This is a genomic window from Streptomyces kronopolitis (assembly GCF_050953795.1).
GTDB lineage: Bacteria > Actinomycetota > Actinomycetes > Streptomycetales > Streptomycetaceae > Streptomyces > Streptomyces kronopolitis_A.
In genome coordinates this window covers 807,165-825,435 of sequence record NZ_CP191850.1, presented here as the reverse complement: position 1 = coordinate 825,435, position 18,271 = coordinate 807,165, and the positions used below count along the sequence as shown (strand labels likewise).

Here is an 18,271-nt window from a genome sequence, read left to right as displayed (position 1 = left end):
GCGTCAGTTCGCCAGCGCCGCCAGCGGATCCTGCCCCGCGTCCGGGCGGCCGGCTGCCTCCCCGGCGGTCCGCCCGGCTGCCTCCCCGGCCGGCCGCCCGGCCTCCCGGCGCTCCGGGGCGTCGGTGAACTGGGTCCGGTACAGCTCCGCGTACCGCCCGTCCTCCGCCAGCAGCGTCTCGTGCGTGCCGCGCTCGACGATCCGCCCGTCCTCCACGACGAGGATCACGTCCGCGGCCCGTACGGTCGACAGCCGGTGGGCGATGACCAGGGCGGTGCGGCCTTCGAGCGCCTCGGTGAGGGCTTCCTGCACGGCCGCCTCGGAGGTGTTGTCCAGATGGGCGGTCGCCTCGTCGAGGATCACCACCCGGGGGTGGGCGAGCAGCAGCCGGGCGATGGTCAGCCGCTGGCGTTCGCCGCCGGAGAGCCGGTAGCCGCGTTCGCCGACGACGGTGTCCAGACCGTCGGGCAGCCGGTCGATCAGTTCCGCCAGCCGGGCCCGGCGCAGCGCGTCCCACAGCTCGGCCTCCGCCGCCTCCGGCCGGGCCAGCAGCAGGTTCTCGCGGATCGAGTCGTGGAAGAGGTGCCCGTCCTGGGTGACCATGCCCAGGACGTCGCGCAGCGAGGCGGCCGTCAGATCGCGGACGTCCACCCCGGCCAGCCGGACCGCACCGGAATCGGCGTCGTACAGCCGCGGCAGCAGCTGCGCCACGGTCGACTTGCCGGCCCCCGAGGAGCCGACCAGGGCGACCATCTGGCCCGGCTCGGCGCGGAAGGAGACGCCGTGCAGGACCTCTTCGCCGCCCCGGGTGTCGAGGGCCGCGACCTCCTCCAGGGAGGCCAGCGAGACCTTGTCGGCGGCCGGGTAGCCGAAGCGGACCGAGTCGAACTCCACCGATACCGGCCCCTCGGGCACCGCGCGGGCGTCCGCCTTCTCCGTGATCAGCGGCTTCAGGTCGAGCACCTCGAAGACCCGCTCGAAGCTGACCAGCGCGCTCATCACCTCGATGTGGGCGCCGGACAGCGCGGTCAGCGGGGCGTAGAGCCGGGTCAGCAGCAGGGCGAGCGAGACGATCGCGCCGGGCTCCAGCCGTCCGTGCAGGGCCAGGAAGCCGCCCAGGCCGTAGACGACGGCCAGTGCCAGGGCGGAGACCAGGGTGAGCGCGGTGACGAAGTACGTCTGGACCATCGCCGAGCGGACCCCGATGTCGCGGACCCGGCGGGCCCGGGTGGCGAACTCGGCCGACTCGCGGGCGGGCCGTCCCATCAGCTTGACGAGGGTGGCGCCGGGCGCGGAGAACCGCTCGGTCATCTGGGTGCCCATCGCCGCGTTGTGGTCGGCGCCCTCCCGCCGCAGGCCCGCCAGCCGGCGGCCGACCCGGCGGGCGGGCAGCACGAACACCGGCAGCAGCACCAGCGCGATCAGGGTGATCTGCCAGGACAGCCCGAGCATCACCACGAGGGTGAGCAGCAGCGTCACGATATTGCTGACGACGCCGGACAGGGTGTCGCTGAACGCCCGCTGGGCGCCGATCACATCGTTGTTCAGCCGGCTGACCAGCGCGCCGGTGCGGGTGCGGGTGAAGAACGCGAGGGGCATCCGCTGGACGTGGTCGTACACCGTCGTCCGCAGATCGAGGATCAGCCCCTCCCCGATGCCCGCCGACAGCCATCGGGTCAGCAGCCCCAGCCCCGCCTCCGCGACCGCGATGGTGGCGATCAGCCCGGACAGACCGACGACCACGTCCGGCGGATCGCCGCTCACGATCGCGTCCACCACCCGGCCCGCGAGCAGCGGGGTGGCCACCGCGAGCAGCGCCGTCAGCGTGCTGAGCACGAGGAACCACAGCAGCCGGCGGCGGTGCGGCCGGGCGAACGCCGTGATGCGGCGCAGGGTGCCGCGGGAGAAGCGGCGCCGCCCCTGCTGCGCGGTCATCGTGCTGTGCAGTGCATGCCAGGCGGTGACTTCCATGTCCATCGTGGCCTCCGAGCCGTCACGGGATCGCCGTGCGGGACCGGCGACATGAGAGAAACCTAGAACCTCAAGCAATGTTGAGGTCAACGGAATCCACCCCGCTCACCCGCACGGGCCGTCACCCGTGCCCCGCACCGTCGAATTCCCGCCCGTGACCCGCCTTCGACGGACCGTCGGCGGGCTACGGCGGGCCGGTGACGCAGACTCAACCGCACCGTGACACCGTGCCGCCCGCCATCGACGCCGAGGAACGGCCGGCGCTGCTCGCCCTCCTGCACCACCTGCGGGAAGCGGTGATCACGAAGGCGCAGGGGCTGACGGAGCAGCAGTGCACTCCGGGGGTGCCCTCGGGGACCAGCATTCTCGGCCTGGTCAAGCACCTGACGACGGCGGAGCGGTATGGGTTCGTCCATGCCTTCGCGGGGGAGGGCACCCGTGCCCCGCCCGGCCGGCGCGGCGAGCCAGGTGCGCTCGCTGCCGGGTGCTGGTGCACATGATCGAGGAGACCGCCCGGCACGCGGGGCACGCCGACATCCTCCGTGAGCAGGCCGACGGCGCGGTCGGCGGATGACCCGCCCGTTCAGATCGGGCGTTCCCAGACCGTGGGCTCCTCGGCGCCGACGCCGCTGACCGTCAGCCGTACCGCGGACCGTCCGTCGGGGAGCGTGGCCAGGGCATCCACGACGATCTTGACGCGGACCGGGCCGGCCGACGCCGACGCCCCGGCCAGCGCCTTGGCCAGCGTGGCCACCAGCTCTTGGCCGCCCTCGTCGTCGAGGCGGGCCTCGATCGGGCCCACGAACTTCACCGACGGCCGGCCGCCGAGCGCGGTGGTGGCCGCGTCGGCCTCCCGCATCACCCGGGTGCGCAGCCCGGGCGCCGAGGCCGGCCCCTGCTGGAGCGAGATGATCGCCGACCTGATCTCCTGGATCGTCGCGTCCAGCTCGTCGACCGCCCGGCCGACCCCGTCCGCCACCTCCGGGAGCTGAGCCTTGCGCCGGGCGGTCTCCAGCAGCATCCCGGTGGCGAAGAGCCGCTGGATGACCAGATCGTGCAGGTCGCGGGCGATGCGGTCGCGATCCTCGAAGACGGCGAGCCGCTCGCGGTCACGGTGCCGGTCGGCGAGCACGAGGGCCACCGCGGCCTGCGAGGCGAACTGGGTCCCCAGGGTCCGCTCGGTGTGGCTGAAGCGGCCCTCGCCGGGCTTGCGGCACAGCGCGAGGGCGCCCAGTACCCGCCCGTTGCTGCGCAGCGGCAGCAGCATCATCGGGCCGTAGTGGCGCGAGATCGGGGAGATCGAGCGGGGGTCGGCGCCGAAGTCGTCGGAGAACACCGCGAGGCCGGCCCGCACCTGATGGACGACCGGGCTCTGCGGCGGGATCCGGGCGCGGTAGGCCTCGTCCCGTACCGCGTCGGACAGCACCGTCGAGATCGCCACGATCTCCATGCCGCCCTCCTCGTCCGGCAGCAGCACCGCACCCGTCGCCGCCTCGGCCAGCTCCCGGCCCCGCTCGGCGACGACGGTCAGCGCGTGGCTGGTGGTCGAGCGGGTCTCGGGCCCGGCCAGCAGGGCCGTGGTCACGGAGGCGGTCCCGTCGATCCAGCGCCTGCGCTGACGGGCGGCCGCGTGCATCCGGGCATTGCTCATGGCGATCCCGGCTTCGGTGGCCAGCACCCGCACCAGGTGGAGATCCGCGTCCCTGAACCGGCCGCCGTCGTCCTTCCCCGCCACGCGCAGCGTGCCGAACAGCTCCCCCTGGACCTGTATGGGTACCTCCAGCAGTGCCTCGCCGGGCTGCCCGGCCCGGGGGGAGGCGCCGTGGGTGATCAGGTCGCCGGGGGCGTCGCCGTCCTCGTCGAGGGTGCTGACCTCGGCGCGGCGCGCTCCGGTCAGCGCGGCGGCGGTCTCCGCGATGCGGTCCAGCGCAGGCCGCAGATCGTGATCAAAACCGACTGTGACCAGCGCTTCCAGGAGCTGTGGGAGACGGGAGATCGGCCCGCCCGCAAGTGCGCGCAAGCTCCGCGCGGTGCGGTCGGGACAGTCTCTGGCGGGGTCCGACGGCTTCAGGGCACACCTCTCACTTTCTGGCCGTCCGGACAGTCTAATTCGGCCGAAAGTGTGTTATTCGCACCAGGCGGATGAAGTCTCCGGTTAGGCCGGGAGACCTCCCCACCTGCGACGCACCGGCCGGCGTCGGCGATTCGGCCGTTCCGGGGCTCCGCATAAGGGCCTGATCCCTCCCGTCCGGACCTCCCGGAGCGGGGCCGGCGGCGCGGGCGGCCGGGCAGGCCACCGGCGGCGACAGGGCCCGGGCCGTGGCCGGAGACCGCCCCTCGGCTGTCTTTCCCGGCCACACCTGCCATGGGCGACTTTGAGACAACCTGGAGATGTGGCCCGTGCCGGGACTTGAGGCCCCCGGGCTGCGGGTAAGCCGTAGTCAACTACGGGGCACAGCTGCACAAACGCACGGGCACAGCCGACACACCACCACACCACCGACGACCCGGAAACGGGCCGAACCCGCCCGGATCGCGCCGGGCGCCCCCCACACGTTCCGAACATCTCCGCCGCAGACGCGTGGCCATATCCCGCGCCTCGGCATGAAAGTGGGCCGGGCCGATGGATGAAGGTCAGTTCTACCCGAGACTCGTGGGACCCAGCCGGGCGGCGGGCGGCACCACCCTTCTCGAAATCCGCGGTGAGCTGGACATCCTCGCCGTGTCGGTGCTGTCCGACGCCCTGGACGACCTCACCGGCGCCCAGGGCGTCGACCTCGTGCTGGACGTGCGCGCGGTGACGTTCATCGACTGCGCCGGACTCTCCCTGCTCAGCCGCGCCCGCCACCGCACCCGGCAGCGGGGCGGCAGGCTGCGGCTGGCCGGGGCCGACGGGGACGGGAGCGTGGCGCGGCTGCTGCGCATGACCGGCCTGGAGGACAGCTTCGATCTGCTCCCCGACGACGCCGCGGCGGACACCCTCGCCGGGGCCGCCGGGCCGGCCGGCGTCACGGACGCTGCCGGCAGCGCCGTCGCCTGACGCCCCCCGGACGCCGCCGTGCGTCCCGCGCGGCCCCCGCCCCGCCGCGGTCCGGCCCCCGGCTCAGGCCGGGAGGGCCGCCTCGATGGCGCCGACCAGCTCCTCGGCCTCCGGCTCGGTGCGCGGCCGGAACCGGCCCGCGATCTCGCCCCCCGGGCCGATCAGGAACTTCTCGAAGTTCCACTGGACGTCACCGGCCGCGCCCTCGGCGTCCTCGGCGTCGGTCAGCGCGGCATACAGCGGATGCCGGTCCGCGCCATTGACATCGGTCTTCTCGAACAGCGGGAAACTCACGCCGTACGTCGCCGAGCAGAACGCGGCGATCTCCTCCGCGGTCCCCGGCTCCTGGCCCGCGAACTGGTTGCTGGGGAAGCCCAGCACGGTGAAACCACGGTCCGCGTAGCGCTGCTGGAGCCGCTCCAGGGCCGTGTACTGCGGGGTCAGTCCGCACTTGGACGCGACATTGACCACCAGCAGGGCCTTGCCCCGGTAGTCGGCGAGGGAAGCGGGCTCACCGGTCAGGGTGCGCAGCGGGATGTCGTACAGGCTCACGGTCATGCTCCTCGTTACGGTTCCGCGGAAAGGGACGTCCATCATCGGTCCCAACAGCGGCACCCGCTCTGATCTTCCCCGGCTCGTCGACCGGCCAGGACACCGCGGGCCGGAGCCTGCCCGAGCGCCACTCCCTGAGCAGCTGGTCGAAGATCGGCGTCTCGCCCCCGGCCGGGCGGCGGGCCTGCGGGGCGGGGGGCGGCAGCGCCGGCGGCCGCTGGGGGAGGGTGAGGCGTTGGAAGGGGTGACTGACGGGTTTCTTGGCGTCCATGTCCGGACTCAACCGGAATTCGGTCGCCGAGTTGCGGGACATGGCCGGGACGGCTCTCAGAAGCCCCTGCGGTGGTGACGGGCAGAAGATACGTTCGCGCGGCCGGGAGCCGGGGGAGCGCGCGGCCGGTTCCGCTGCGCCGGCGGGCTCGTGCGCCGCCGGGTCCGGCCGCCGCGTTCCCCGCGGGTGGGGGACGCGGCGGCGTCGGCCGCGTCGCCCGTGTGGCGGACCCGGCCCGGCCGCGGGTGGCGCCCCGTCAGGTCCGGCGGTACCCCGAGGCCTGCCGTCAGTCCCAACGGTTCCGTGCCATAAGCCTTTTGACGGTCTGAGACGCCCGGTGACCCGCTCGCCGCCGCGGTCCGTCCGGGACGCGCTCCGCCGCCGGTGTCGGCACCGGGACGACGCCGCCCCGCGGGCCTCGTTGTTCGGAAACGGGTGCCCCGAGCCGTCCCCCGTGCGGACGCGGTCGCCCTCACCCGCGCGAGCACGGGGCGCTCCGTGCTTCCCGGCACGACGGGGCCGGGTGCCGGGACGTCCGGGAGGGGCCCGGCGGGCGGGCCCACCAGCGGGTCCGGCCCGTCGCGGACCGGACCCGGCCCCCGGCGGCGGTGCTCCCCGCCCGCTCCAGCGGCAGGGACGGGTACGGCAGATGGAGCACGGACGCCCGGGCGTGTCGCTGTTCGATCACCGTTCACCTGCATGGCTCACAGATCTCGCGCGGCCCGTGGGTCCCGGCCACGATCGAATCCGGGACGCCCCCGGACACCGGGCCGGCCGTCCCACCATCCGGCTCAGTCACCGGATCGCACCGGAACTGACGACGCACCACTGGGGCCACCGGGCCCCGAAGGAGATGCGTAGACGATGACCACGCTGTCGGAACGAATATCCCAGTCAGCCTTCGATGGCTCGCGGCTTCGGGTCGTGCTGCTCCTGGACCTCCACGAAGGAGCCCAGCAGCGCTTCATGGAAGCCTATGAGCACCTGCGCAACCAGGTCGCGTCCGTCCCCGGGCACATCAACGACCAGCTGTGCCAGTCCATCGAGAACCCCTCGCAGTGGCTCATCACCAGCGAGTGGGAGAGCGCCCCGCCCTTCCTCGCCTGGGTCAACAGCGAGGAGCACGTCAAGATGGTCCAGCCGCTGCACAGCTGTGTGCGCGACACCCGGTCGCTGCGCTTCAGCGTCCTGCGCGAGACCTCGAACATCGCCACCCTCGCCCCCGAGCCCCCCAAGGGCCGGCTGCAGGCCGCTCCCCGCGTCGGCGACGGCGTCGTCCGGCACGCGCTGACCTTCACCGTGAAGCCGGGCAGCGAATCGATGGTCGCCGAGATCCTCGCCGGCTACGCCTCCCCGGAGCCCCGGGTCGACGACACCACGCGGCTGCGCCGCACCTCCCTGTTCATGCACGGCAACCGCGTCGTGCGCACGGTGGAGGTGCAGGGCGACCTCGTGGCTGCGCTGCGCCACATCTCCCAGCAGCCCGAGATCCGGGCCGTCGAGGAGGCCGTCAACCCGTACCTGGAGCAGGACCGGGACCTGGCCGACCCGAACTCCGCCCGGGTGTTCTTCACCCGCGCCGCACTGCCCGCGGTGCACCACGTCGGGGCGAGCGGGCAGCAGCCCGACGACGTCCGCCGGCACGCGCTGTTCTACCCGGCCAAGGAAGGGTGCGGCATGGCCCTGGCCCGGATGCTGGCCCACCAGGACGAGCTGGCCGCGGACGACCCGCAGTCGCCCATCACCGGCAGCACCGTCTTCCAGCGCGACGACGTGGTGGTCCGGCTCATCGACCTGCGGGTCCCCCTCGACAGCGACCCCATGCTGTCGCTCGGCGTACGCGGTCCCCGCAAGACGGCGGTGCTGCGGCGTCTCCTCGACACCGATGTGGCCGGCGGTCTGTCGAACGACCGCGAGGTCGCGCGCTTCCTGGAGCGCTCCGACATGGCCCTGGTCACCGACCGCCGCTCGCCGGGCGCCTGAGCCGCACCCGCCCGCGGTCCCCATCCCACGTCAACCGTCGGCCTCACGCCCCGGAGGAACAGCCATGACCACGCACCGCCCACGCATCGTGGACCTCAGCGAGACCCAGCCCAACCGCCGGCGCGGAGGTGATCTGCGCGCCCTGCTGACACCCAGCGCGGTGGGCGCCACGAGCGGCTTCATGGGCATGGCCCTCGTCCAGCCCGGTGAGCGCATCGGCGAGCACTACCACCCGTACTCCGAGGAGTTCGTGTACGTCGTCCAGGGCGCGCTCGAAGTCGACCTCGACGGGGAGGCGCACCCGCTGCGCCCCGACCAGGGCCTGCTGATTCCCCCGTACATGCGCCACCGCTTCCGCAATGTGGGGGACGTGGAGGCCCGGATGGTCTTCCACCTCGGTCCGCTCGCCCCGCGTCCCGAGCTGGGGCACGTCGACACCGAGGGCACCGAGGAGAGCACCCCCGCCGCACCGCCCGAACGCACGGAGCCGGTGTCATGACCCGCCGCGTGGCGGTCACCGGCGTCGGTATCGTCGCGCCCGGCGGTGTGGGGGTGCCCGCCTTCTGGGACCTGCTGTCCGCCGGACGCACGGCGACGCGTGGCATCACCCTCTTCGATCCGGAGGGGTTCCGCTCACGCATCGCCGCCGAGTGCGACTTCGATCCCGCGGCCCACGGTCTGAGCAGCGAGCAGGTGGCCCGCTCGGACCGGTACGTCCAGTTCGCGATGGTCGCCGCGAAGGAGGCACTGCGCGACGCCGGGCTGGACGCCGGGGCGGAGGACCCCTGGCGCATCGGGGTGTCCCTGGGCACCGCCGTCGGCGGCACCACGCGACTGGAGAACGACTACGTCGCCGTCAGCGGCCGCGGACAGCGGTGGGACGTCGACCACCGTCCGGCCGGCCGCTATCTGGAGCGGGCGTTCTCCCCGAGTTCGCTCGCCTCCGCGGTGGCCGAGCAGGTCGGTGCGCACGGGCCGGTGCAGACCGTCTCCACGGGCTGCACCTCCGGGCTCGACGCCATCGGTTACGCCTTCCACTCCATCGAGGAGGGCAAGGCCGATGTGTGCATCGCCGGCGCGTCCGACTCACCGATCTCCCCGATCACCGTCGCCTGCTTCGACGCGATCAAGGCGACCTCCGCCAACAACGACGACCCCGCCCATGCCTCACGGCCGTTCGACGCCAACCGGGACGGCTTCGTGATGGGTGAGGGCGGTGCCGTCCTCGTACTGGAGGAGCTGGAACACGCCCGTGCCCGCGGTGCGCACATCCACTGCGAGATCCGTGGTTATGCCACCTTCGGCAACGCCTACCACATGACGGGCCTGACCCAGGAAGGCCTGGAGATGGCCGAGGCGATCAACCGGGCCCTGGCCCACGCCAGGCTCGACGCCACGCATGTGGACTACGTCAACGCCCACGGCTCGGGCACCCAGCAGAACGACCGGCACGAGACGGCCGCCGTCAAGCGGTCGCTCGGCGAACACGCCCGCAAGATCCCGATGAGTTCCATCAAATCCATGGTCGGCCACTCACTGGGGGCCATCGGCGCGATCGAGATCGTGGCCTGTGTGCTGGCACTCACGCATCAGGTGGTGCCGCCCACGGCCAACTACGAGACTCCGGACCCGGAGTGCGACCTCGACTACGTGCCCAAGACCGCACGGGAGCTGCCGCTGCGTTCGGTGCTCTCGGTCGGCAGCGGCTTCGGTGGTTTCCAGTCCGCGGTGGTATTGACCCGACAGGGTGGGAGGGCATGATGAGCTCCCCGAAGGAACGTCGCTCCGTCGTCACCGGTATCGGCGTCATCGCCCCCAACGGGGTGAGCACCGAGACCTTCTGGAAGGCGACGGTCGAGGGCATCAGCGTCCTCGACCACGTCACCCGCGAGGGGTGTGAGCACCTTCCGCTCAAGGTCGCGGGCGAGGTCCGCGGCTTCGACCCGGCGGATCTGATCGAGGAGCGCTACCTCGTCCAGACCGACCGGTTCACCCACTTCGCCATGGCGGCGGCCAACCTCGCGCTGGACGACGCCCGGATGGGCCGTGCCGACTACAACGACTCGCCGTTCGCGGTGGGCGTCGTCACGGCCGCGGGCTCGGGCGGCGGTGAGTTCGGCCAGCGGGAGCTGCAACGGCTCTGGGGCCAGGGCTCCCGGTACGTCGGCCCGTACCAGTCCATCGCCTGGTTCTACGCGGCCAGCACCGGCCAGATCTCCATCCGCGGCGGCTTCAAGGGGCCGTGCGGCGTGGTGGCCAGCGACGAGGCCGGCGGCCTGGACGCGCTGGCGCACGCCGCCCGCACCATCCGGCGCGGCACCGACGCCGTCGTCGTGGGCGCCGCGGAGGCACCGCTGGCCCCCTACTCCGTCGTCTGCCAGCTCGGCTACGAGGATCTGAGCCGGCTCGACGATCCGGCCCGCGCCTACCGCCCGTTCACCAGTGGTGCGTGCGGATTCGTGCCTGCCGAGGGCGGCGCGATGCTGATCGTCGAGGAGGAGAACGCGGCCGTCGACCGCGGGGCGTCCGTCCGGGCCGTACTGGCCGGGCACGCCGCGACCTTCACCGGCGCCTCCCTGTGGGAGGAGTCCCGGGAGGGGCTGGCGCACGCGATCCGCGGCGCACTGCAGGACGCGCGGTGCGCCCCGGAAGAGATAGACGTGGTGTTCGCCGACGCGCTCGGTGTCCCTGCGGCCGACCGGGCCGAGGCGCTGGCGCTCACGGACGCCCTGGGACGGCACGCCGCGCGGGTCCCGGTGACGGCACCCAAGACCGGTACCGGCCGGGCGTACTGCGGTGCCCCCGTTCTGGACGCCGCGGCCGCGGTGCTCGCCATGGAGCACGGCGTCGTGCCGCCCACCCCCAACGTCGTCAACGTCTGCCATGACCTGGACGTGGTGACCGGCCGGGCCCGCCCCGGCGAGTTGCGGACGGCGCTGGTGCTGAGCCGGGGACTGATGGGCTCGAACGCGGCAATGGTGCTGCGGCAGGGCTCCGGGTCCCCCTCGTGAGAAGGAGTACACCGCATGAACGCTCAACTGACGCTCACTGAGCTGGCCGCGCTGATGAAGTCCGCCGCCGGCCTCACCGTCGACCCGAAGGAGCTGGCGAACCGGCCCGACGCGACCTTCGCCGAGTTCGGTCTCGACTCGCTGGGTCTGCTCGGCATCGTCGGCGAGCTGGAGAACCGGCAGGGCCGGCCGATGCCCAACGACGCGGAGCGCTGCAAGACGCCCCGCGACTTCCTCGCCCTCGTCAACACCGCCCCCGAATCCGTCCCCACGACAGGAGCCTGACATGTCCGGCCACACCGAGAACGACATCACCATCGCGGCGCCCCTCGACCTCGTCTGGGACCTCACCAACGACATCGAGAACTGGCCGCAGCTGTTCAGCGAGTACGCCTCGGTCGAGGTGCTGTCCAGAGAGGGCGACAAGACCACCTTCCGTCTGACGATGCACCCGGACGACAACGGCACCGTCTGGAGCTGGGTCTCCGAGCGGACCGTCGACCGCGAGGGCCGCACGGTGCGCGCCCGCCGCGTGGAGACCGGTCCCTTCGCGCACATGGACATCCACTGGAAGTACGCCGAGATCCCCGGCGGCACCTCGATGCACTGGACCCAGGACTTCGCGATGAAGCCCGAGGCCCCGATCGACGACAAGGGCATGACCGAGCTGATCAACCGCAACTCCCGGATCCAGATGGAGCTCATCCGGGACAAGATCGAACAGCGTGACCGCGAGCTCCGCTCCGTCACGGCCGGCTGACCGCCCGTCAGGACGTGCCCGGACCGCCACCCGGCGGCAATGAAGGGACCCCTCTGATGCATCACGCACTGATCGTCGCCCGCATGGCACCCGGCTCCGCCCCGGACATCGCCGAGGTCTTCCAGGCCTCCGACCGTACGGAGCTGCCCCACCTGGTCGGGGTCAAGCGGCGGACCCTCTTCCAGTTCGGTGAGGTGTATCTGCACCTCATCGAGTCCGACCGGCCGCCCGGTCCGGAGATCGCCAAGGTGGCGGAGCACCCCGAGTTCCGTGCCGTCAGCGAGAGGCTCTCCGCCTTCGTCAGCGCCTACGATCCGAAGACCTGGCGAAGCCCCAAGGACGCGCAGGCCCAGCAGTTCTACAGCTGGCAGCGCGAGGGCTGACACGTACGCGGAGCCGGGGAGACACCCCGGCTTCCGCGCCGTCCCGGGCGGGGGCAAGGCCGCCCGGTGAGGAGGAGCCTCCTCACCGGGCGGCCTGCCGTGTCCGCCAGGGGTCATTCGGGGACGGTGCACTCGAAGGCGTGCAGGTACGGGTTGACGACCCGCAGCTCGCCGACCTTCAGGCCGGCGTCCGTCATCCGGCTCACCAGGCTGGCCCTGGTGTGCTTGGCGCCGCCGACGTTGAGGAGCAGCAGCAGGTCCATGGCCGTCGTGAACTTCATCGAGGGGCTGTCGTCGACGAGGTTCTCGATGATCACGACGCGGGCGCCGGGGCGGGCGGCCCCGACGACGTTGTGCAGCGTGCGCCGGGTGCTCTCGTCGTCCCACTCCAGGATGTTCTTGATGATGTAGACATCGGCCTGGACGGGGATCTCCTCCCGGCAGTCGCCGGGCACGATCCGCACCCGCGAGGCCAGCGCGCCGCCCTCCCGCAGCCGGGGGTCCGGGTTCGCCACGACCGTGGGCAGGTCGAGCAGCGTGCCGCTCATCGAGGGGTACTTCTCCAGCAGGCCGGCCAGGACGTGTCCCTGGCCGCCGCCGATGTCCGCCACCGACGACGCCCCGGTCAGGTCGAGCAGCCGGGCGATGTCCTGCGCCGACTGCTTGCTGGAGGTGGTCATCGCCCGGTCGAAGACCTCGGCGGACTCCGGTGCGTCCTGGTGCAGGTACTGGAAGAACCCCTTGCCGTAGAGGCCCTCGAAGACGTTGCTGCCGGAGCGCACCGCCTCGTCGAGCCGCGGCCAGGCGTCCCAGGTCCACGGCTCGGTGCACCACAGGGAGATGTAGCGCAGGCTGTGCGGGTCGTCCTCGCGCAGCATCCGCGACATGTCCGTGTGGACGTACTTCCCGTCGTCGGTCTCCGCGAAGATCCCGTAGCAGGACAGGGTGCGCAGCAGCCGGTCCAGCGGCCGGGCTTCGGCCCGCACCGCGGTGGCCAGTTCCTCGGCGGTGGCGGGCCGGTCGCCGAGCGCGTCGGCGACGCCCAGGCGGGCCGCCGCCCGCACGGCCGCCGCACACGCGGCACCGAAGATCAGCTCACGCAGCTGCATGGCCGGCTGGGGGGTGGGACTTACGGTGGTCATTCCGCCTCTATTCTCCCGTTGACGACGGGTGCACCCGGTGCACCCGGTGCGGCCGTGGGCACAGCCCGGCCGGCTGCGAGGTGCGGCACACATTGCGCAGGAACCGGTTGTGCCGGCCGGCGCGGTCCCGGTCGGCCAGGTCCAGGGGCTTGTTGCGCAGCACGATGTTGTCGCTGATGACGTTGCGCTCGTTGAACGACTTCACAAAGCTGGGGAAGAGCACGACGCCGCCGGAGAACGGCGAGGTGCCGCGGTTCTCGCGGATCAGGTTGTGCCGCACCAGCGCCCGCTCGGTACCGGTGAGCAGGACCCCGACACCCTGGATGAACGGCAGCCGGCCGTTGGCGGCGCAGCGCCGGTTGTTCTTGATGATGCTGTTGTCCCGCACCGTCAGCGTGCCCGCCCGGGGCCGGGACTCGTCGCCGACGACGAAGATGCCGCCGCAGTTCCCGCCGATGTCGTTGTGGGCGATCGTCAGGTTCCTGACGCGCTGGAGGGTGATGCCGATGCGGTTCCCGAAGAGCCGGTTCCCCAGGATCGTGGCGCCCCGGTTGTCGCTGGCGCCGCCCTCCCCCTTGACGAGGTTCGAGAGGTAGATGCCGGAGTCGCGGTTCCCGATGACGGTGTTGTCCCGGATCGCCGCCCGGGTGGACCTCTCCTGGGCGATGCCCCACACGCCGTTGTTCCGCGAGGTCACGTCGTGCACGGTCAGCCGGTCGGTGCGGGAGGCCCAGATGCCGGACTTCCTGAAGCCCTGGACGGTCAGCCCGTGCAGGGTGACGTCCCGCAGCGGCCTGCCCCGCCTGCCGAGGACGCAGATGCCGTTGCCGCTGCGTCCGCAGGCGTTGCCCGCCCGCTTGCCGGACGGCCCGATCACCGTGCGGCGGCCCGCGCCGATGAGCCGCAGCCGCGGCTTGGTGATCAGCACGCTCTCCCGGTAGTGGCCGGGCCGGATGAAGACGGTGTCGCCCGGCCGTGCCCGGTTCACCGCCCGTTGGATCGATTCGCCCGGGTGGACGACGTGACGTCCCTGCGGTTCGCTCGGTGCGGCCGCGCCCAGTCCGCCGACCAGCATCGCGGCGACGCAGCTCAGGTATTTCATCTGTCGTAGCGCCATGAGGCGAAGCTATGGGCGATCATGCCCGCTCGCCACATGTGGTGACCCGTTGATGACGGTGCGTGGGACGGCCGGTGTGCGACACGCCGTCAGGTCCGGTGCCCGGCCGGGCACCGGACCGTCCATCAGGGCCGGTCAGCGGGGTCGATCGGGCTCTCGCCGCCGGCGGGGGAGGCCTCACCGCACGCCCGGGAAGCGGCCGGCGGGGAATCAGCTGACCGGGTATCGGGTCGAGCGCCGGACGGCGTGTCGGAGCGGGCCTCGGGGGCGGGGTCCGACGGGGCATCAGCCGGCCCGTCCGGCCCCGCCTCGGTCAGGAACGCCGCGAGGCTGGTCGGCAGAAACCACGGACGGGCACGGAAGACGGTCACGGTGGAACAACGCGCCAGGCCCGGCGGACGACACCGGCCCGGGGACAGCGGGGCAGCCGGATCACCCCAACGGCCGTGGGGGAGGGGCCGCCACCGCCGGACGCCCCCGCCCTCCGGGTCCGGGAACGGGCGCGCCGGGCGGGTGTCGTTCGGTCAGGAAGGCTGCTGCCCGGCGGCCCGGCCCGCCCGCTCCGCCGCGCTGCGCTCCACACAGAACTCGTTGCCCTCGGGGTCGGCCAGCGTCGCCCAGCCGCTCCCGTCCGCCCTGCGGTGGTCGGCCACCAGGCTCGCGCCGAGCGCCAGCAGCCGCTCGACCTCCTCGTCCCGGGTCCGGTCCTGCGGCTCCAGGTCCAGATGCACCCGGTTCTTCACGGTCTTGGCATCGGGCACCGTGACGAACAGCAGCGCCTCGCCCGCGGCCGTGACCAGGGCCTCCGGATCGCCCGGCAGGTCGTCCCCGGCCAGCGAGCCGTCCAGCACCCGCGCCCAGAAGGAGGCCAGTCGGTAGGCGTCGGTGCAGTCGATGGTGGTGTGCCGTACCCGTGAAGTCATGGACGTCACTATGCGGTTGAGGGGTGGTGCTGTCCACGGAGAATCTCCCGCCGGTGGCGCCCCCTCCCGGTTTCGGGGTGGGGGCCGCGCAACTACCATGGCGTAAGGAGCCGTTGGGCCGGACCGTGGCCGGCGGTGCTCCGGCGGGGGCGCACCCGGGCGCCGGACGGATCCCGGGCACGGGGTGGGAGGGGTACACCCGTTCAATTCGCCCGCCCCCGTCGTCTACAGTTGCAGAATTCCGCAATTCAACAGATGACGCGACGGCCGGTCGGCCTGAACGCGGAGGACATGCGTGGGCGGTTTCGCCGAATCGGTGAGGGAACGAGGGCGTGTGACGCGGTCCGCGCCCCGTCCCGGGGGCGGGGTGCGAGGGTGAACGGCGCCTGGGTTCCGCTGTGTCAGGCCAAGGCCGAGTTCTTCCGGATGCTCGGCCACCCGGTCCGCATCCGGGTCCTGGAACTCCTCCAGAGCGGTCCGATGCCGGTGCGCGGCCTGCTCTCCGCGATCGGGGTGGAGCCGTCCGCGCTCTCCCAGCAGCTGGCGGTGCTGCGCCGCTCGGGCCTGGTCACGGCCACCCGCAGCGGCTCCACCGTCGTCTACGAGCTGGCCGGCGGGGAGGTCGCGGAGCTGCTGCGATCCGCCCGCCGGGTCCTCGGCGAGGTGCTCGGCGGGCAGCACGCGCTGCTGGCCGAGCTGCGGCGGGACGACTCCGGCGCACTGCCGGCGGCCGAGGGCGTGGGGGCGGCCTCGTGATCCGCCCGCGCCGCTCCCCGCACGGCGGCCGGCCGGGGACGCTCCGCTCGTCGCGTGCCGGAGAAGGGTGAGCGCTGATGGCCGGCGCAGCAAGGCGTAAGGGACCGCCGCCGTGGCGGGCGGTCCGCTCCCGTACCTGCATACCCACGCCCTCCGGGCAGGGTTCCCGTCCCGGCGGCCACCCCTGCCGCGGGCGGCCCCCCGGACGGGGACCGCTGCGCACCGCGCCCGGCCACGGCCGGCCCTGCCCGGAGAGCGCGACCCGGCACGACATCTCGCCGCGCTGCGGCATCCGGCACTCCCGTACGGCCGCGGTCCGGCCCGGCGCCCAGCTGGCGCGGCTGCCCGGCGCGGTGCTGTTCACCCACCGGGCCTCCCGGCGCGGCCGGTGGCGGCGGGTGTTGCTCCAGATCCTGGTGACCCAGCTCCTGCTGCTCTTCCTGGCGATGGTCGTCTATCTGGGGCGGCACGCCGGGACGTGACGGATCATGCCGGAACCCGCCGCGCGGCGCCGCGGGACGCGTCCGCCGCGCCCGCCCGGTCCCGGACCCGCCACAGCCACCCGATGTCACGCCCGAACGACCACACCAGGAGCCCCAGCGCCACCGCCACCGCGGCGGCCGCCGAGGCCCTCGGCAGGATCCCGGCCGCGGCCACCACCAGCACGACGCCCTGGAGCGCCGCCACGGCCTTGCGCGCCATGCTGTGCGGCAGCGCCCCGCGCAGCCACGGCAGCACCCAGGACGCCGCGACGAACGCGTACCGCATCAGGCCGATGGCGAGCACCCAGGCACCCAGCGGCACCGCGAGGTGGACGCACAGCACCAGGATGAGGAAGGCGTCGACCTCCATGTCGAAGCGCGCCCCGAGCGGCGTCGCCGTTCCGGTGTGCCGCGCCACCTTCCCGTCCACCCCGTCCAGCACCAGCGCCACGGAGGCGAAGGCGATCAGCACGGCGACGGGGACGTGCCGGCCGAAGGAGTCCGCGACCATCGCCGTCACCGCGCCGACCAGGATGGTGCGGGCCAGCGTGACGCGATTGGCCGGGCCGAACGTCAGGGTCCACGACCGACGCACCGCGACGGTGAGTACCGCCCAGGTGGCCACCGCGAAGACCAGCCCCGCCAGCCAGCCCACCATGCTCAGGCCGACCGCGCGGCACAGCACCTCCAGCAGCAACAGCTGTAGGCCCATTCCGGCCGTAATGTCCGGTCCGAACGGCCTTGTGTCGTAGCGCTCTTGTACGGCCACCAGGCCTCCCGTGATGTGTGGCGGAGTCGAAGGGTGTTGCGTATCGTGACGGCGTCCCCATGATCCCCAGCATTGATGAACCATCCGTGCAGCGTCCAGGAGGAACCCCATGCCGCGCGCCGCTTGTGCCTTTTGGCTAAGCGTTTCTGGCCAGGGCGAAATCCGGACGGTGCCGTTGCCGGAGCCCCGTGACGACGAGGTCCTGGTGCGCACGCTCTGCTCCGGTGTGAGCCGCGGCACAGAGACCCTCGTCTTCCGCGGCGGCGTTCCCGAGAGCCAGCACGCCGTGATGCGGGCGCCGTTCCAGGAAGGCGACTTCCCCGCACCGGTCAAATACGGCTACCTGAACGTCGGCGTCGTCGAGCAGGGCCCGTCCGCTCTGCTGGGCCGCACGGTCTTCTGCCTCTATCCGCACCAGACGCACTACGTCGTCCCGGCGAGCGCGGTCACCCCGGTACCGGACTCCGTCCCCGCCTCCCGTGCCGTTCTCGCGGGCACGGTGGAGACCGCGGTGAACGCCCTGTGGGACGCCGCGCCGCTGGTCGGGGACCGGATCGCGGTGATCGGCGCGGGCATGGTCGGCTGCAGTGTGGCCGCGGTCCTCGCCCGCTTCCCCGGCGTCCGGGTCCAGCTCGTCGACGCCGACCCGGCGCGCGCCGCCACGGCCGGGGCACTGGGCGTGGACTTCGCGCTGCCGCCGGACGCCCTCGGCGACTGCGACCTCGTCGTGCACGCCAGCGCCAGCGAGGCGGGCCTGACCCGCGCGCTCGAACTCCTCGCCCCCGAAGGCACCGTCATCGAGCTGAGCTGGTACGGCGGCCGGCAGGTCAGCCTGCCGCTGGGTGAGGCCTTCCACTCCCGCCGGCTGGTCATCCGCAGCAGCCAGGTGGGCGCCGTCTCGCCGGCCCGGCGCGCCCGCCGCACCTTCGCCGACCGGCTGGCGATCGCCCTCGACCTGCTCGCCGACCCGGCCTTCGACGCGCTGATCACCGGCGAATCCGCCTTCGAGGACCTGCCGCGGGTGATGCCCCGGCTCGCCTCCGGCGATCTCCCCGCGCTCTGCCACCGCATCCGGTACACCCCGGCGGACGGCTGACGGCCCCCGGGGCCG

The 18,271-nt window shown here is 72.8% G+C and carries 20 protein-coding genes; 13 read left to right on the top strand and 7 right to left on the bottom strand.

Features of this window, described 5'->3' with window-relative positions:
* Window positions 1-3: 3 nt before the first annotated feature.
* Window positions 4-1,977, bottom strand: coding sequence for an ABC transporter ATP-binding protein (locus ACQP17_RS03235; protein ID WP_433854837.1), 1,974 nt, complete (start codon window positions 1,975-1,977; stop codon window positions 4-6).
* Between the two features lie 191 nt (window positions 1,978-2,168).
* Between ACQP17_RS03235 and ACQP17_RS03230 the strand changes: the two genes are divergently transcribed.
* Both ACQP17_RS03230 and ACQP17_RS03225 read left to right on the top strand, forming a co-directional pair.
* Complete coding sequence (locus tag ACQP17_RS03230) at window positions 2,169-2,471, top strand: DUF664 domain-containing protein (protein ID WP_433854836.1); 303 nt, start codon at window positions 2,169-2,171, stop codon at window positions 2,469-2,471.
* Window positions 2,456-2,545 (top strand): DUF664 domain-containing protein, encoded by a 90-nt coding sequence (locus tag ACQP17_RS03225; protein ID WP_433854835.1) that lies wholly within the window; start codon window positions 2,456-2,458, stop codon window positions 2,543-2,545. The genes ACQP17_RS03230 and ACQP17_RS03225 overlap by 16 nt, the downstream gene beginning before the upstream one ends.
* 9 nt (window positions 2,546-2,554) lie before the next feature.
* On the opposite strand, the gene ACQP17_RS03220 is transcribed toward ACQP17_RS03225, so the two are convergent.
* Window positions 2,555-3,991: a GAF domain-containing protein gene (locus ACQP17_RS03220; RefSeq protein ID WP_433854834.1), complete on the bottom strand. Its 1,437-nt coding sequence runs from the start codon at window positions 3,989-3,991 to the stop codon at window positions 2,555-2,557.
* 633 nt (window positions 3,992-4,624) lie between these two features.
* Here ACQP17_RS03220 and ACQP17_RS03215 point away from each other — a divergent pair.
* A complete protein-coding gene (locus ACQP17_RS03215; RefSeq protein WP_433854833.1) occupies window positions 4,625-5,011 on the top strand; it encodes an STAS domain-containing protein in 387 nt (128 codons plus the stop codon).
* A gap of 63 nt (window positions 5,012-5,074) precedes the next feature.
* Here the strand turns inward: ACQP17_RS03215 and ACQP17_RS03210 are convergent, their stop codons facing one another.
* Window positions 5,075-5,563: a glutathione peroxidase gene (locus ACQP17_RS03210; RefSeq protein ID WP_433859825.1), complete on the bottom strand. Its 489-nt coding sequence runs from the start codon at window positions 5,561-5,563 to the stop codon at window positions 5,075-5,077.
* Window positions 5,564-6,698: 1,135 nt separating this feature from the next.
* Here ACQP17_RS03210 and ACQP17_RS03205 point away from each other — a divergent pair.
* The 7 genes from ACQP17_RS03205 (at window position 6,699) to ACQP17_RS03175 (ending at window position 11,971) form a co-directional block, all read left to right on the top strand.
* Window positions 6,699-7,817 carry a SchA/CurD-like domain-containing protein gene (locus ACQP17_RS03205; protein WP_364883247.1) on the top strand — a complete coding sequence of 373 codons (1,119 nt, stop codon included), beginning with the start codon at window positions 6,699-6,701 and terminating at the stop codon, window positions 7,815-7,817.
* A gap of 64 nt (window positions 7,818-7,881) precedes the next feature.
* Entirely contained in the window at window positions 7,882-8,316 is a 435-nt protein-coding gene (locus ACQP17_RS03200) for a cupin domain-containing protein (RefSeq protein ID WP_329153578.1), read from the top strand.
* On the top strand, window positions 8,313-9,578 hold the full coding sequence (locus tag ACQP17_RS03195) for a beta-ketoacyl-[acyl-carrier-protein] synthase family protein (RefSeq protein ID WP_433854832.1): 1,266 nt from the start codon (window positions 8,313-8,315) through the stop codon (window positions 9,576-9,578). Before ACQP17_RS03200 ends, ACQP17_RS03195 begins: the two co-directional genes overlap by 4 nt.
* Complete coding sequence (locus ACQP17_RS03190; RefSeq protein ID WP_433859824.1) at window positions 9,578-10,828, top strand: ketosynthase chain-length factor; 1,251 nt, start codon at window positions 9,578-9,580, stop codon at window positions 10,826-10,828. Before ACQP17_RS03195 ends, ACQP17_RS03190 begins: the two co-directional genes overlap by 1 nt.
* Before the next feature lie 15 nt (window positions 10,829-10,843).
* Window positions 10,844-11,113 carry an acyl carrier protein gene (locus tag ACQP17_RS03185; protein WP_433854831.1) on the top strand — a complete coding sequence of 90 codons (270 nt, stop codon included), beginning with the start codon at window positions 10,844-10,846 and terminating at the stop codon, window positions 11,111-11,113.
* A gap of 1 nt (window position 11,114) precedes the next feature.
* Entirely contained in the window at window positions 11,115-11,588 is a 474-nt protein-coding gene (locus ACQP17_RS03180) for an SRPBCC family protein (protein ID WP_364883238.1), read from the top strand.
* A gap of 56 nt (window positions 11,589-11,644) precedes the next feature.
* The gene (locus ACQP17_RS03175; RefSeq protein ID WP_433854830.1) at window positions 11,645-11,971 is read left to right on the top strand and encodes a TcmI family type II polyketide cyclase; all 327 of its coding nucleotides are present in this window, start codon (window positions 11,645-11,647) and stop codon (window positions 11,969-11,971) included.
* Between the two features lie 113 nt (window positions 11,972-12,084).
* Here ACQP17_RS03175 and ACQP17_RS03170 read toward each other — a convergent pair whose 3' ends face one another.
* The 3 genes from ACQP17_RS03170 to ACQP17_RS03160 all read right to left on the bottom strand — a co-directional run bounded on the left by ACQP17_RS03170 (window position 12,085) and on the right by ACQP17_RS03160 (window position 15,153).
* Window positions 12,085-13,113: a methyltransferase gene (locus tag ACQP17_RS03170; protein ID WP_433854829.1), complete on the bottom strand. Its 1,029-nt coding sequence runs from the start codon at window positions 13,111-13,113 to the stop codon at window positions 12,085-12,087.
* Between the two features lie 7 nt (window positions 13,114-13,120).
* Entirely contained in the window at window positions 13,121-14,230 is a 1,110-nt protein-coding gene (locus ACQP17_RS03165; protein ID WP_433854828.1) for a right-handed parallel beta-helix repeat-containing protein, read from the bottom strand.
* Between the two features lie 524 nt (window positions 14,231-14,754).
* Entirely contained in the window at window positions 14,755-15,153 is a 399-nt protein-coding gene (locus ACQP17_RS03160; RefSeq protein ID WP_433854827.1) for a VOC family protein, read from the bottom strand.
* Window positions 15,154-15,528: 375 nt separating this feature from the next.
* Between ACQP17_RS03160 and ACQP17_RS03155 the strand changes: the two genes are divergently transcribed.
* Together ACQP17_RS03155 and ACQP17_RS03150 are read left to right on the top strand one after the other, a co-directional pair.
* Entirely contained in the window at window positions 15,529-15,909 is a 381-nt protein-coding gene (locus tag ACQP17_RS03155) for an ArsR/SmtB family transcription factor (protein ID WP_433854826.1), read from the top strand.
* Between the two features lie 77 nt (window positions 15,910-15,986).
* Window positions 15,987-16,391, top strand: a complete 405-nt coding sequence (locus ACQP17_RS03150) for a DUF6126 family protein (protein WP_433854825.1) — start codon at window positions 15,987-15,989, stop codon at window positions 16,389-16,391.
* A 4-nt stretch (window positions 16,392-16,395) separates the two neighbouring features.
* Here ACQP17_RS03150 and ACQP17_RS03145 read toward each other — a convergent pair whose 3' ends face one another.
* A complete protein-coding gene (locus ACQP17_RS03145; RefSeq protein ID WP_433854824.1) occupies window positions 16,396-17,103 on the bottom strand; it encodes a CDP-alcohol phosphatidyltransferase family protein in 708 nt (235 codons plus the stop codon).
* A 166-nt stretch (window positions 17,104-17,269) separates the two neighbouring features.
* Between ACQP17_RS03145 and ACQP17_RS03140 the strand changes: the two genes are divergently transcribed.
* Window positions 17,270-18,256, top strand: coding sequence for a zinc-dependent alcohol dehydrogenase (locus ACQP17_RS03140; RefSeq protein WP_433854823.1), 987 nt, complete (start codon window positions 17,270-17,272; stop codon window positions 18,254-18,256).
* Window positions 18,257-18,271: the final 15 nt, after the last annotated feature.